Origin of the sequence: Psychrobacillus sp. MER TA 171 (genome assembly GCF_023713305.1) — a bacterium.
In the GTDB taxonomy this organism is placed as follows: domain Bacteria; phylum Bacillota; class Bacilli; order Bacillales_A; family Planococcaceae; genus Psychrobacillus.
Genome location: NZ_JAMAWN010000011.1, coordinates 21,713 through 37,224, shown reverse-complemented (window position 1 = coordinate 37,224; position 15,512 = coordinate 21,713). Strand labels below are relative to the sequence as shown.

Below are 15,512 nucleotides of genomic sequence, written 5' to 3'. Positions count from 1 at the left end.
TGGACAGCAATATTTCGCATGAAAGAGAAAGAAGAAACGTATCAGAAGGTTGTCATTAAAACGTTATCAGTTTATAAACATCATGGTTGAACCGTCTGAGATTCTCAGGCACTTGCGGTAAAACGCGCTTGCCCAACCTACCTAAGTCCCTCGGGATATGGTAGCCCCTTCGTTGGGGTGCAGCTGAGCACATCGAAAGAGTGTGAAGGATTCTCCTAATAAGTGATGGAGAATTTCCGTGGAGTGATTTCGGAGTTTGGGACCGAAGGAACTGTGAAGCGGCTGCAACAGTTTGGAGGCGTTGGATTGTCTACGGATCGATTGGAATGAGCAAACAAACAATTTGTTTGTTGATTCCAATCGATACTGGTGGTCCATGAAAAGATATCTCCAAACGGCAGGTTCATGAGTGATGTTTAGATGATGTTTTGTGAGGATCTTTGGGGTTTGGGTTTGCGAAGTTATTCGGTGGTGCGGGGCACCACCGAATAATATAGTTCGGATTTGTCTTGTTGGTTTGGTGTAACTGTGGGCAGGGACCCGCAGTTACGCCGGACCAGCGAGGCGGAGACGGACCGTAGCAGGTTCTTTCGGTTTTGGAGGCCAGAGAGCGAAGCTCGTTACTGCGTGCTTTAGCACGCAAGTAACGGCGAGAGCGATTCTGGACGGAAAAACACGAAGGAAACTGCTGACGCAAATTTGGACCAGGTACGCTTTTAAGCATGCGATTTTTTAGGTCTTGATCTATCTTTTAAGCATGGAAAGGGGTGATTTTATTGAAGAAAAAGTATCTGTTGAAGATGATCAATGATGGTTTTATAAAGGCTAAAGAGCAAGGGCTTCTTAGTGGCACGACCGCAAATAGTTATTTTGAGCGGGTTCAGACATTCGTGAATCAAAAAATTGCTAAGAAAGTCGAAGAAACAAGGAACGAAAAATTGTACAATCCGAAGTATTGGAAGGGTTCTTGGATGGATGATTACGTGGAAGAAATGGTGGATGATTATCATTACGATATTATTACAGCTGGGACGATTGAAGGTCGAATTCATGCTGTACATAAGTTAGCGGAATTGGTTAAGACTCAAAAGATATTCGGAAAAGGAATAGACAAGATTCGTGTGGGTCTAAAAGGTAGTGTAAAAAAAGGTGAAGGTCAATTGAACAGGTTGCATCAAGAAGGCGTGGTGGACAGTAGGCATCATGTAACGTCAATAAAGCCAAAAGGTGGCGAATTAGAGCTTATAAAAGAGGCTATTCCAAAAACAAACCGCAATTATGCAACGATAATTAAGGTGTTGGATGCACAATCGCATACTGGCGGTCGAATTAAAGCAGAGTTGAAGCTTCAGGTCGGCAATATAGATTATAATAACCAATTGAAAAAGTACATAAATGATAAGAACAGTTTTAACCGAAACATACCAATTGATGATATGTACGTTGATTTTTACAAGGAATTAGAAAAAGGAAAGAATAAAGGGGCGCCACTGTTTCCTATTTACAATCACCTAGGGAAACAAATGTCTGCTGATAAAGCATCTCTGTACGTACAAGAAGTTTTGCACCGTGCAGCGGAAAAAGCGGGGGTTAATTATGAGGGTGAAATCGTGAAAAAGGATAAGGGTGGCAATGAAAAAACTGTACCTGTCGAAATGAGGTACACTAGCCATTCTACAAGAAGGAGATACGGGCAAAAAGAGTATGATAAAACGAGGTATTGGAGCAAAAATAAACTCGAGAAGGAAATCGGTAAATATTTGAACCTTCAAGGTTCAAATAAGGAGAAGATAATCGAGCGAATCGAAAATGAAAGAATACGTTTGAACCATTACAATATAAAACATGGGAAACCAATGAGGAAATTCCATTGGGAAGAGTTAAGAAGGCTCTCCGTGTCATTAAAATTGGGTCACAGCAGGTTGGATGTTGTTGCCAGGTATGTAGATCTTGATGACTCAGCATGGAAACGTAAGAAATAAGCATAACTGAGAATAAATACTGCGTTCTTAATAGTACAAAATTTATTAAAAAGATTCCTTCTATTAGGGCTCAGGAGAATCTCAACCTCCTTGATATATTTTATGCTGGAGGAAATTTTTTTTCCTAGGAGGGATAATAGGATTTTATTTTGTACTTGAAACTGGAGAAAAAATAACAAAATGGACGTGAAAATGGAGAAAATTATTTAAAATGGACGTGAAAGTGGAGAAAATTATTTAAAATGGACGTGAAAGTGGAGAAAATTATTTAAAATGGACGTGAAAGTGGAGAAAATTATTTAAAATGGACGTGAAAATGGAGAAAATTATTTAAAATGGACGTGAAAATGGAGAAAATTATTTAAAATGGACGTGAAAGTGGAGAAAATTATTTAAAATGGACGTGAAAATGGAGAAAATTATTTAAAATGGACGTGAAAATGGAGAAATATTTTGTGTTAGCAAGAGAAAACAGTGGTTATTTTGTACGGTAAAAATGGGGGAAATAAAATGTGGAAAAAAATAATTACAAAATGTACGTGAAGTTAGTTAAATAATTAGTAAGTCATTTTCTATCTAGACTGAAACATAACTTTATAATATGTGGTAATATTAGGATGAATTGAGATAAAAAGTGATAGGGATGATGTTATGTCTGAGATAGATAACTTTTTACAAATAAAATATAACCAGTTTTTAAGTAAATATGATTCTGAAAAGTCAATTTTATACAAGGGATACTATACTCATTTTGGTAATGCTAATCTAATAGAAATGTTTTCAATACTCCATAGTAACTTGAATGAGCTATTCACTTTTATGAATAGTAAAAACGGTATTTATGGGGGACATTATAATGCAGTCCCAAGTAGACAATTACTGGATATTATTGAACAAACAAGATTAATTAAAGCGACGTTAACGGGTGAATATAGTTTTGAAATTGACCAGTATTACTTGGAAATTATTAATTCTTGTAAAAGTTTTTTAACTCAAAATGGTGGTAGTACCATACCTGAAGGTTTTCCCAATATTAATATTATTGAAGAGAAACCCATTTTTGTTAAAGCTAATAGTTTAGAAATCCCAAGTCCAGAAAATACAAAGCATATAAGCCTTCATCAAATAGGTGGTGGTTCTTATGCGAGAGTTTTTGAATACCATGACCCATATTATGAAACCAAATTCGCCGTAAAACGTGCTAAAAACAACCTACGAGAGGATGAGCTTGAGAGGTTTAAAAATGAGTTTAATGATCTAAAGGTATTGGACTCACCCTTTATTATTAAAGCTTATACATATAATGATGAGAAAAATGAATATACTATGGAATTAGCAGATCAAACATTGGAAAAATTCATGAGGTATAATAATAACTCTTTATCTTTTGATTCGAGACGAGCATTGATAATCCAACTACTAAATGCTTTTGAGTATATTCATCATAAAGGACTATTGCATCGAGATATTAGTTATCAAAACATATTAATTAAAAAATTTGATTACGGAAATAATTTGATAAAAGTTTCAGATTTTGGTTTGGTAAAACGACCTGAAAGTTCCTTAACAAGATTAGGAACAGAAACTAAAGGAGCAATTAATGATTATTCTGATCTTGATTTAGTAGGATTTGAAAATTATGAAATAAGACATGAAACATTTGCACTTGCAAAAGTAATCTACTATATACTTACAGGAAGAGAAGCAAACTACCATAGGGAAGAGAATGAACAATTAAGGAAGTTCATTCTTAAAGCTATTGGTGTAAAGGAAAATCGTTATAATAATATTACGGACATGAAAGAAGTATTATTAACTGAGGTATTCCCTGCTTACCGTAACAAACTAGAAAAAGTTTAATTTATTATTTTCTCGAGTTAAGTTTCGACGTCTATATTTCTTTTAGTGATTGTAAGTATGCTCCAGTATATTCATTTTAAAAGAGAGAGCAAGTATGCTCTCTCAATAATCAATTAGATGTTTTTCTTTTAGCAACCGTTCAAAATGGAATATCATTCTATTATTCGTTATATTGTGTGTCATATCAACAGTTAGCGTTCTTTTGAACAAAAAAAATGACTAATTGTTGCTAAGTCCATAATTTAATTCTAGGGAAAAAATTTCATACGGAACCACTTAAAGATTTGGGTCGCTTTGCTCCGTCAAAATTATAAAACACCACCAATAAGGTTAAGATAGTGACACTATATATATATCTTGTTATATTGTTATATTTGGTATGCTATAATATACGCAAATATTTAATTAAGTTTGAATTTTTAGAAAATTATTGACTTGTCGTTTTCCTTATTTTATATTGAAATTAATAAGGAATGGGGGTTATGTCAATTAAAACTTTTCGCACGCTAGACCAGGCAAAAAAGGATTTACAAGAGATTCATGAATATGTAGAGCTAATCAGTAATTATAATCCTCAAAATATTGTGCAGCTAGTAATTCAAATATATGTAATGTACGGAAGCATTGCAAAAACAGCAGCGATACTGAATAGTCAAGGCTATACAATTGAGCAAGTTGAGGTTTCGGCCATCATAAAAAGTACCCCCCATAAAGATGATTTATTACATAAGAAGGTTAAAAGTCTATATTTAAAGAAAACTCGTTCAAGTCGTATAGTCAATAAAAGTTATTTCTAATGTTACGGATATTATAGAAAGTGGATCTATATATACCTTATTTGATTCTTCTTAAGAAGTTAATTTACTTTTTATTTAGGTGTGTTTGCAAAAGGTATAGTTCGGAATTTAGGGAGACTGCTTATAAACTCAATGAGTTCGAAAAAGGTCCAATATACGTGTTTACTAATGCGAGAATTGGTGGAGGCTCTTGCTGAAATATAAAGAAATTGGATGTAATAATTAATAGTGGATTATTGAAGAGAATTGATAGGTAACAACCTTCAATTAATGAGGAACAAGCATTTTTTTTAAGTCTAATAACTATTACTATTGCTGTATAATCAATATTTAGATACGCTATTTAAATTGGAAAGGGAGGAAACTTATGAAAAAGTATATTTGTAATGAGTGTGGAGAAGAATTCTCCAAAAATCAACTCGATTCAGAATTGCTGAAAGATGGAGAGTCTTTTTGTAAAGGATGTGCTAACAGCCTAATAGAAGCTGGAAGAGACTTTGAAGATCCAGATAATGATTTTGATTGGGACGAAGACTGAGACAAAAATGGACGTTAACTAAAAAAACAGAAGTATTAAGAATCGACCCCAATATAGTCTTTTAAGATTTTTTATTATTTCTTTGTTCTTTATTGGGTGCTTTAATTAAAAAAGCTATTGGAAGTAATCATTATCTCGTTTTCCTCAATCGGGTCGATTGCGGAAGAAGGGTAGCATGGGCTACCTTTTTTTTATTGGAACGAAAAATAGTCCATAAAAAATTGAATTTGGATAATGTTGAAGACAATGATCTGAATCAGAATCAATGCTGAAAATGATGTCGAATCTGAAAAAGCATATAGCATTATTGCGCTGTGGAATTGGCGTCAGGGAAACTATTTTACCATAAAAGGATGAGAAGGAAACTATTTAGAGTTCTCCACTTTCAAGTACATGTTTATTATTAATTCTCCATTTCTACGTCAATTTCGTTATTTTTCCCTCCATTTTCTTGTAAAAAAAATCCTTTTACCCTCTAGAAGAAAATATATTTCTCCAGCATAGAAGATATCAGAGTGGCAAAGATGCTGCTAGTCCCAATTGAAGGAATACTGGATTAAATTTTAGACAATTAAAAAGCACGCCATATTTCCAAAAAAAAGAAGTCGTTTTTGAACTCTTGTTTTGAAAAACTGAACATTTGTTTAGTAAAGTCGTACCAGAAGGATGTTTCTATGAAAAAGAAAATTTTATGCAAAAGTAAACCGTCCCTGAGCCTGCAAACTTTGGACGGTTTATGAGTTAGGTGCTGATTGCTTTTGAACCAATCTATATTATTATACCCTGCTTTTCTAAAATAATAACTAACAAACCGTGATTTACTTTGTGGCATGGTCAAATCTCTTGCGCCCAACTTGGAATTACTACCAATTATACTAGGTTATTTATGTATTGTTTATATGTGATTTTTAATCACTCTTTATTTTAACGTTACAATTTTCGAATGTAAATCACTGAATATATGCCCCTGCATTATTGTTACAATTTTTCAGGAGTGACAAAAACTCCACCTCGCTATATTAAATTTACAAATTATTGGTATAATTATGGAAACGATATTTAAATAGGGGGTTAAGCGTATGACAATTACCAGGTATAACAGAAGAGATGAAGATAATTTACCTAACTTTTTAAGTCACGAAGAAGCAAGAGGATATTTTAAACAAAAGTATGGGGATGCTTTTATCATGACCGATAGCCAAGAAATAGGCGGAAAAAAGTTATATTTTTATAGATTAATATTAGATCCACAAACATATAAAGAAAATATTAATGAACTCCTTAATAAGGGAAATATACGTGGAATAGAGTTTTTAAACAGTTATCAATCCATAGAGATATTCGAAGATGGAGGTATCCATATTATTCACTAAAAGGCATATAGAGTAAGGGTTAACCCTTACTCTATATGGTATAAATAGGTTATGCAATAACTAGGTTTCATGGGTGGCAGCACACCTCGCTACCCAAGCTAATGAATTTTGCCTTCAGATCCAAAACAAATGTAAGAGCTTCTTTACCACTAACAATGAAAAATATCCTGATTCGAACTGTGTGTTCTTAGTTGAAGATAATATTAAAGTAAAATGAGCCAGGAAAAAATATTCTTGCCCTTTTTTTATGTGTATTTAAAATCAGGCTTTCCCTTTTAATATATAGCCAAATGGAAAAATGTTTGTGCAACATGAATGTGGAGAAAAATAATCACAAAATGTACGTGAAAATGGGTGGGGTTTATTTTATATAATCGCAGATCCCCCCATGATCGATTGTACAGCATTTTTCGTCCTCTTTACACCAGGAATTAGCAGTTGAAAGAATAAAAAGTGATTTGAAAAAATATTGTCTCCGTAAGTAATTTTTCATTCCATGGTCAAAACCATGGTCAAAAGTCTTTATTTTATATAAAAACTCCAATAAACACTACTATAAAGTAATTATTAGAGAATATGGGTTCGACTCCCGCCGTCTCCATACAGTGAAATGTACTGAATTTCATGGAGTGTCTGTGACATAAAGCATAAACTTTCCGTATGGAAAGTTTATGCTTTATTTTATTTTAGGAAATTTTATGCTTGAATAAATTTATTATTTGAATTGCTTAAAAGTTAAAGTAATATCTTTGTGCCTTTCCTAGGATTAAATTTATTTTTTGCAAAAGCGTTTCTGGGCTTAGGAGATATTACATTCAATTTAGTAATGGGGTAATTTTGGATATGTTTTATTAGATAGTCAAATTGTAAAAATACTTCTACTTAATAAGGTGTGTTGATCCAGAAGGATTAACGCAAAAACGACTGAAAATCGGGAAAAAAACAAGAATTAAAGGAAGAAAAATTTGTTTTTGAACGAAATGTTTATTGATAGAATCATCTTCTGATCAGAAAAGATTAGCGAAATTACAACATGGTTTAACAAGGCGTTGGACGGGTGTAGCTGGCGCTGGAAAAACATTAGTATGTCACGTATTAAGGCTAAAAAAGCAGACTGTGCATATCAGTTTATTTGTTTGAATTATTTACGTGAGTATAATCACATTGCACAGGTATTAAACAATTAATTCAACTTTTAATATGAACCCAAATAAAGAAGAATTCAACAAATAGAATCAACTCTACATGCAAAGGAAAACGGCAATCATCAAGTATGCAACAGATGTGTTTGAGAACCTCGGAGGTGAAATTGAGGCTAATAAATAAGGGAAAGATGCTTCGAGAGTTATTTAGACAAACCTTGTATTTAACTATGTTCTCTATCTATTTAACATTGTAGGGACAAAAAAATTTACTATATAAAATATAGGCATAGACAATACGGGATTGTCTGAACTTACTAGAAGAAATGAAATTATCAACTCATTGTCGGCACACCTTACTTAATGAATTATATTATTTTAATACACACTATGTAAAACTGTATTTATGTAAATACAGTTTTACATAGTGTGAGTTTCTTGATACAATTATAAGTACTCCAGTTCCAAATAAGGGTTCTTTTGGAAGATGATTATACTTACCGACTTAATTTATTTAGGAGATGCTAAATTATGACAGTTAACAATAAATACAGTAACAACTCAGAAGCAACTCATGTTTCTGTTACTCATAAAGTTGAAGAAGGCTCGCAAATAACTGAAACTAAAGTTTCTGAAAAAAGAGCAACAAAAAAAGCAACCTTTGTGTTGCCTATAGAGTTGCATAAACGTCTGAAAACAGCTGCTGCTGAACAGGACAAGACGATGTTGGAGATAGTGGAAGAAGCCCTGGGAAATCATCTGAAAATATAATTGTTCATCATCACCAAGAACATTTACTTGGAGGTCTTACTAAATTGAATATGTCTGTATTAAACAACCTTAGCATTAGACTGCAGAATATTTCTCAACTTTATTATAAACAAATTTATGTATGTGAATATGAACGAGGTAATAGCGTAGAACATTTCAGTCAGGCTAATCATTATCCTTTAATGAATGTGAATTTACTATTATCCGAAAAAATTAAAGAAGTACCTCAGAATAGAAGACCTTATAAAATAGCAGAACTTTTATATGAATTTATTAGTGCTACAGAGTCTGAAATTGTCTGTATAGATTACTATGAAATGTTATTTGACCCATCCTTAAGGGTTAATCCATTTGATCTTTTTACCAATTTAAGTAAAAATAAAACATTAATTATTACTTGGCGAAGTACCATTAAAGATAACTATTTTATTTACGCTGAACCTGGCCATCCAGAGTACATCAAGTACTCCACAAAAGATGCAATTATCATCAAATAAAAGGAGCGATTATTTTGCAGTATAAAGACCTATTACAATTCGAACCAATCGAATCAGTTATCCAATTAAAAGATGCAAATGATAAAGCACGTGCTTTCCATTTGTTAGATACATATGTAATTTCTGACCGAATGGCAGAGCAATTAAATGAACTAATTATTACCCAACTACAGTTTAACTATTCCGCTGACAATAAGGGGTTAATGATTGTCGGAAACTACGGAACGGGTAAATCACATTTAATGAGTGTTATTTCAACAATTGCTGAACGTGAAGGTGCAAGTGACCATATTTTGAATCAAGCTGTGAAAGAAAAATCAAAAGAGATCGAAGGGAAATTTAAAGTAATTCGTTTAGAAATCGGAAGTGTTGGTACTTCACTACGTGATATTTTATGTAATGCCATTGAAGATGGCCTAGACAACTTAGGAATTGACTTTTCATTCCCTGCATTTGATAAAATTACGAACAATAAGGATGCTTTAGAAGAAATGATGGGGTTATTCAATGAAAAATATCCTGAATATGGCTTGCTCGTGGTGGTGGATGAGTTACTTGATTATCTTCGTGGGCGAAAAGAACAGGAACTTACTCTGGATCTAGGCTTCTTACGTGAAGTGGGAGAAATTTGTAGTAAAACACGTTTCCGTTTTATAGCAGGTATTCAAGAAATGTTATTTGATAATCCTCGTTTTAACTACGTTGCAGAACCTCTTCGACGTGTGAAAGAACGATTTGAACAAGTTCGCATTATACGTGAAGATATCGCTCATGTCGTTGCACAGCGTTTATTAAAAAAAACTGTAGAGCAAAAATCACTTATTCGTGAACACTTATCTAAATTCACAACGCTTTATAATCGCTTAAATGAAGACATGGAAACATTCGTCAACTTATTCCCAGTCCATCCAAGTTATCTAAGTGCATTTGAAAAAGTAAACGGTATTGAAAAACGAGTGGCTTTAAAAACGATTAGTTTAGAAATGGGAGCAATTATTAATACGGATGTTCCAGAAGGTTCACCAGGTCTTGTTTCTTACGACAGCTACTGGCGATTTATTGAAGAAGATTCTTCCTATAAAAGTAATCCTGATGTAAAGGAAGTATTGGATAAATCTAAACTGTTAAAAGATAGGGTTCAAAATGTTCTTGAAAAGAAAATGTATAAACCAATGGCGATACGCATTGTAAATGCACTTTCTTTAAATCGTCTGTCTACTTCTGATATTTACGACAAAGTAGGTTTAACAGCTCAGGAACTAAGGGATGATTTATTCTTGCATCCGACAGTAGGAATGGATTTCTTATTAGAAGATGATGATCCAGCTGATTTCTTAAAAACAAGCGTAGAAGTCGCATTAAAAGAAATTCAAAAAACAGTAAGTTATCAGTACTTATCAACAAATGAATCTAACGGTCAATATTACTTAGACTTAAAAAAAGATATTGATATAGATAGTCTAATTCAACAAAAAGCTGAAACAATTGAAGACGATAAATTGGATTATTATTACTATGACTTATTAAAACAAGCAATTACATTAGATGATAATACTTATGTAAATGGATATAAAATTTGGAGACATGACCTACCATGGGATTCGCACCGTGTAAAACGTCTAGGATACTTATTCTTTGGTGCACCAAATGAACGTTCAACAGCGCAACCAGAGCGGGACTTTTACATTTATATGTTGAGACCATTTATGAAAACAATATTTAAAGATGAACAAAAGGCTGACGAAATATTCTTCGAATTTAAACATACAGATGATCGATTCAACCAGCTATTAAAACTTTACACTGCTGCACATGATTTGAAGATTGATGCAACTTCAGCAACTAAAAACTTATATACACGAAAAATCGAAAGCTATTATAAAGAGCTAAATAAATGGTTAAATGAAAACTTTGTACATGCTTTCGAAATAACGTATAAAGGGAAAAAAGGGACTGTACTTGAGTTCGGTATGTTCCTTCCACCAAATGCAACAATACAAGAAATTATTAACACCGTTTCTGAAGGGATCTTGACAGATTGGTTTGAACAAAAGTATGAAGACTACCCTAAATTCGTCCAGATTCAGGGGTCCTACTTATCAAGAGGTAACCTTGAAACATATGTAAGAGATGCATTGCAGTACTTAGTTGGAAAAGAGACGAAGCAAGGAGCTGCCATTTTAAATGGCCTAATTTTATTTGATTCTATGAACAAAATATCAACAAAACAATCTGGTTATGCTAAATGGATTATCGACTTAATATATTCTAAAGGACATGGGCAAGTAATAAACCATAGTGAATTAATTGAAACTGTATTTATTCGTGGGGTAGAAGACTTACAGTACACAAAACAATTCCGTTTAGAACCTGAGTTACTTGTTGTATTATTAGCTGCAATGGTAAGTACGGGTGCAATTGAAGTAACTGTTGAAAATAATACTTACAATGCATTAAATTTAAATGAGTTTATTCAATTATCATTATCGAAGCTAACGCAATTTAGTCATGTGAAAAAACCTAGTGGCCTACCTATTGAAGAATTAAATGCGATATCTGATTTATTTGGTATTTCTATCCCGAACTATGAAGAAGAAATGCTATCAAAAGTTATTGTTTCAGTTACTATTAAAGCCAATGATGCAATAAATGAATCCTTAAGTATCATTCAAGTTGTGAAAAAAGGCTTTCCAACATGGGACGGACAATTATTAAACTCTGTAGAAATACAAGAAAATGTCTCAGTACTAGAAGCGTTCAAAGAATTTTGTGAAGGCTTAAAACGTTACAACACACCAGCAAAAATGCGCAACTTGAAATATGATATAGCAACAATTGAAAAGCAAAAAATGGCTATGGATAAATTAGTTTCTTTCGCTAAACTGGAACAACAAATTAAGGAAATCCAGCAACGCGTAAGTTATCTCCAAATCGCGCAACTAAATATGGATAGAGATTCTGAATGGTCACAACATGTTGATGAAGCGCTATATGAATTACAAGACTCCTTAAAGCATCACCAAGATACAACAAAAGAATTAGCTACACTTGATGTATTAAAACAGGAGTATATAAGACTTTATATAGAAGCCCATGATAAATCACGACTCAATGCTACTGAAAATATACTGAAAAATACATTACTTACAGATTCAAAATTAAAAGCTTTAAAAGAATTAGCATCACACATTTCCATATTGCCAAAAGAACAAATTATCAACTGGGAGAAAGCACTGACAAGTCTAAAAACATGCTATCAAGTTTCAGAAGAAAATTTACAACATGGACCTATTTGCTCGGAGTGTAAGTTTCGTCCAACAGAAGTGATAACAAATGAAAAAGCAATGCTGAAAAAGCTTGAACAGGAGCTACCAAGTATATTTAAAAACTGGACTGAAACATTATTAACAAACTTCAATGATGAAACAGTTAAGGAAAATATCGGGCTGTTAAAACCCGAGCAACAAATGCTTATTAAAGATCTTATCACTAACAAGGCTTTTACGTTACCAGTCGATATACGCCTAATCCAAGCGATTAATGATTTACTAAAAGGTATCGATAAAGTGGAAGTATCATTAAAGGATATTGAAGAGATGATGGCAAATGGTAGTCCATTAACAGTGGAAGAACTACGTAAACGCTTTGAAGAAATGATTCATAAAACAGTTGGCAACGCACAGTCAAACCGAGTACGCATTATGCTGAAAAAATAAAAGGAGTGATACCAAATGACAAGCAACTCAAAACAGCTCTCTTTACTAAATGAAGAGACTGTAGCGGACAATTCACCAGTTGTCTGCCTAGGCATGACTTTTGAAAATGAAGAAACTAGAAGAGAATATTTCCGTGAAGAACTACGTAAAAAATTACCTGAGTTAAAGCTAATCGAAGGCTTCCCTATTGGTGAAGACGAAGATATTATCACTCTTTCTGATCCTCCATATTATACTGCTTGCCCGAATCCATGGATTAATGACTTCATTGAAACATGGGAACAAGAAAAGGTTACAAAATACGGTCGAGATTTGAATGAAGAATATCATCGAGAACCATTAGCTGCGGATGTTAGCGAAGGTAAACAAAACCCTATATATAATGCACATAGCTATCATACCAAAGTTCCTCATAAAGCTATTATGAGATATATATTACATTATACTTCGCCTGGAGACATTGTATTGGATGGATTTTCAGGTACAGGTATGACTGGGGTAGCTGGACAGATGTGTAGCAACTTAGCAGAAATAAAAGAATTAGGATATCAAATAAATGAAAAAAATGAAATAATTTATGAGGATGAAGTAATCTCTCAAGCAGGATTTAGAAATATTATCTTAAATGATCTTTCTCCAGCTGGAGCATTCATCACCTACAATTATAATTATCCTCAAATAGATAGTGAGAGTTTCAAAGAAGAGGCTAGAAAGATTTTGAAAGATGTGGAAAATGAACATGCTTGGAAATACAGCACTGATCATATTATAGACGGACAAACTCAATATGATGTAGATGGCAATGCTCTGAAAGGACAAATTCTATACACTGTATTTAGTGATGTGTTTATTTGTTCAAATTGTCAAAATGAAATAGTTTTTTGGAAAGCTGCTGTAGATACTGTAAAAGGAGAAATCAATGATAGTTTCAAATGCCCACATTGTGCTGTAGAAGTAACAAAAAGAAAACTAGATAGAGCATGGGTATCATATTTTGATTCTATATTAAAAAAGCCAATTGAAATGGTGAAAAAAGTACCTGTTTTAATAAGATATGAAGTTAATAATAAAAGATATACAAAGGAAGCTGCTGAAGGCGATTTCTCTCTTATTAATAAAATAGATCAAATACCTATAAATGATTGGATTCCAAGTAAAGAGATTAACTTAGGAGATAAATCAATAGAGGCTCTACGTATAGGGTTAACTCATACACATCTTTACTATACCAAGAGAAATTTATCTGTACTATCATCTTTATTTAATAAATCTTATTCAAATCAGCTGAAATTTATTTTAACGGGAATGCTGACTAGAAGTTCAAAACAGGCAAGATTTTTAGCTAAAAACTATTTCCATGGAGGGGGGGGATGGGTAGGTACAAGTTTATCTGGAACCCTATTTTTCCCTTCATTAAACATTGAGGTTAACCCTTTATTTACCTATTCAAACAGAATTGAGAAATCGATTAGCTATGAGCGTGAAAATAGAGTTTTAGTGTCCAATCAATCAACAGGAAATATGTCGCAAATTGATGATAATTCTATAGATTATATTTTTACTGATCCACCATTCGGAGCTAATTTAATGTATTCAGAGTTGAATAATCCAATTGAGTCGTGGCTGAAAGTAGAAACAAATACAGATGAAGAAGCAATTATGAATAAAACCCAAAGAAAAAAATTACCTGAGTATCAAACTCTCATGGAGAAATGTTTTAAAGTATATTACAGAGTATTAAAACCACAAAAATGGATTACTGTTGAGTTTAGTAATTCACAAGCTAGCGTTTGGAATGTAATTCAAGCTGCTATGGAAAGAGCTGGATTTGTCATAGCTAATGTGGCAGCATTGGATAAAAAACAAGGAAGTTTCAATGCGGTAACTTCTACAACTGCAGTTAAACAAGACCTTGTAATTTCAGCCTATAAGCCATCAGAGGAAAATATAAAAAAGATGCATGAAAATGTCAATAGTGTAGAATCCGCATGGGTTTTTGTGCAACAGCATTTAGAAAAATTACCAGTGTTTATTGGAAGTAAGGGTGAATCAGGTTTAATAGCTGAAAGAACACCACGTATTTTATTTGACCGTATGGTTGCGTATCATGTGCAAAATGGTTTACCAGTACCTATTTCATCGGCAGAGTTTCAACAAGGTGTAGCGCAGCGCTTTCCGATGCGTGATGGTATGGCATTTTTAGAATCTCAAGTAGCAGAGTACGATAAGAAACGTACGCTTGTAAAAGAGTTTTCGCAAATGAGTTTATTCGTGTCAGATGAGAATAGTGCGATTGAGTGGATCCGTCAGCAATTAATGCGAAAACCACAAACACGCCAAGATTTGCATCCGCAATTTATGAAAGAAATCCAACATATTGCGAAGCACGAACAATTACCGGAATTAGATGATTTACTCGCGCAAAACTTCTTGCGTTTTGAAGGTGATGAGTCTGTACCAGATCAAATTGCAGGGTATTTACGTCGTAATTATCATGATTATAGAGGTTTAGAAAATAACAATGATAAATTAAGAGATAAAGGCATAAATCGCTGGTATGTTCCAGATCCAAATAAACAAGCTGACTTAGAGAAACTACGTGAAAAAGCACTATTGCGTGAGTTTGAACACTATGTAGAAGAGCTTAGTACTCATAAAAAGAAATTGCGTCAGTTCCGTACAGAAGCCGTTCGTGCTGGCTTCAAAAAGTCATGGGGCGAGAAAAATTACGAAAAGATTGTGACTGTTGGCGATCGTCTACCAGAAACTGTAATTCAAGAAGACGACAAATTGTTAATGTATTATGATAATGCTCAGGTGCGCTTAGATATGTAGA

General features: G+C 33.4%; 9 protein-coding genes. All 9 read left to right on the top strand.

Features of this window, described 5'->3' with window-relative positions; all coding sequences use genetic code 11:
- Positions 1-776 precede the first annotated feature (776 nt).
- The 9 genes from M3627_RS11640 (at position 777) to M3627_RS11600 (ending at position 15,511) form a co-directional block, all read left to right on the top strand.
- Complete coding sequence (locus M3627_RS11640; protein ID WP_251555708.1) at positions 777-1,982, top strand: hypothetical protein; 1,206 nt, start codon at positions 777-779, stop codon at positions 1,980-1,982.
- A 651-nt stretch (positions 1,983-2,633) separates the two neighbouring features.
- The gene (locus M3627_RS11635) at positions 2,634-3,842 is read left to right on the top strand and encodes a protein kinase family protein (RefSeq protein ID WP_251555706.1); all 1,209 of its coding nucleotides are present in this window, start codon (positions 2,634-2,636) and stop codon (positions 3,840-3,842) included.
- 482 nt (positions 3,843-4,324) lie between these two features.
- Positions 4,325-4,639, top strand: coding sequence for a hypothetical protein (locus tag M3627_RS11630; protein WP_251555705.1), 315 nt, complete (start codon positions 4,325-4,327; stop codon positions 4,637-4,639).
- A gap of 367 nt (positions 4,640-5,006) precedes the next feature.
- Positions 5,007-5,177 carry a hypothetical protein gene (locus tag M3627_RS11625; RefSeq protein ID WP_251555704.1) on the top strand — a complete coding sequence of 57 codons (171 nt, stop codon included), beginning with the start codon at positions 5,007-5,009 and terminating at the stop codon, positions 5,175-5,177.
- A gap of 1,079 nt (positions 5,178-6,256) precedes the next feature.
- On the top strand, positions 6,257-6,550 hold the full coding sequence (locus M3627_RS11620) for a hypothetical protein (RefSeq protein ID WP_251555702.1): 294 nt from the start codon (positions 6,257-6,259) through the stop codon (positions 6,548-6,550).
- A 1,673-nt stretch (positions 6,551-8,223) separates the two neighbouring features.
- A complete protein-coding gene (locus tag M3627_RS11615; protein WP_251555694.1) occupies positions 8,224-8,463 on the top strand; it encodes a type II toxin-antitoxin system HicB family antitoxin in 240 nt (79 codons plus the stop codon).
- Positions 8,464-8,513: 50 nt separating this feature from the next.
- On the top strand, positions 8,514-8,960 hold the full coding sequence (gene brxF / locus M3627_RS11610; RefSeq protein ID WP_251555865.1) for a BREX-3 system P-loop-containing protein BrxF: 447 nt from the start codon (positions 8,514-8,516) through the stop codon (positions 8,958-8,960).
- Positions 8,961-8,974: 14 nt separating this feature from the next.
- The gene (locus M3627_RS11605; RefSeq protein WP_251555692.1) at positions 8,975-12,676 is read left to right on the top strand and encodes a DUF6079 family protein; all 3,702 of its coding nucleotides are present in this window, start codon (positions 8,975-8,977) and stop codon (positions 12,674-12,676) included.
- Between the two features lie 15 nt (positions 12,677-12,691).
- The gene (locus M3627_RS11600; RefSeq protein ID WP_251555690.1) at positions 12,692-15,511 is read left to right on the top strand and encodes a DNA methyltransferase; all 2,820 of its coding nucleotides are present in this window, start codon (positions 12,692-12,694) and stop codon (positions 15,509-15,511) included.
- Position 15,512: the final 1 nt, after the last annotated feature.